This window comes from Roseibium sp. AWQ4_254, from assembly GCF_056161025.1.
Window position 1 is genome coordinate 1 of record NZ_JBSWYH010000110.1, and the last position, 451, is coordinate 451.

Genomic DNA, 451 nt, shown 5'->3' on the forward strand with positions numbered 1-451 from the left:
TGCCAGGTGGCGACATAGGTGAAGTCCGAAACCCAGAGCCTGTTCGGCGCTGGAGCCCTGAACTGGCGGTTCACCCGGTCGAGCGGGCTGGCTGCTGACTTGTCTGGGAACGTCGTCTTGGCCGGCTTACCGCGAATGATCCCTTGAAGCCCTATCACCCTCATGAGCCGGGCCACCGTGCAGCGGGCAACATCGAAGCCCTCCCGCTGCAATTGTCGCCAGATCTTGCGCACGCCATAGACCCGAAAGTTCTCTTCGAAGACACGGCGGATCTCGATCTTCAGAGCAATATCGCGGCGAGCGCGGGACGATAGGCGATCCACGTCCAACCGCTTGGCGATATTCTCATAATAAGCTGACGGGGCAATCGGCAGAACTTTGCAAATCGGCTCGACCCCGAACACCGGGCGGTGCTCATCGATGAAAGAAATCATCGCTTCAATGGGCGGTC

1 protein-coding gene and 1 other annotated feature are annotated in these 451 nt (G+C 59.4%); the gene reads right to left on the reverse strand.

The features are described 5' to 3' along the window. The coding region (locus ACXAIC_RS24835) for an IS3 family transposase (protein ID WP_475187132.1) at positions 1 to 451 on the reverse strand (451 nt) is incomplete at both ends. Further along, positions 360 to 451 (reverse strand) — a sequence feature (AL1L pseudoknot). This feature is flagged as partial in the annotation. It overlaps the preceding gene by 92 nt.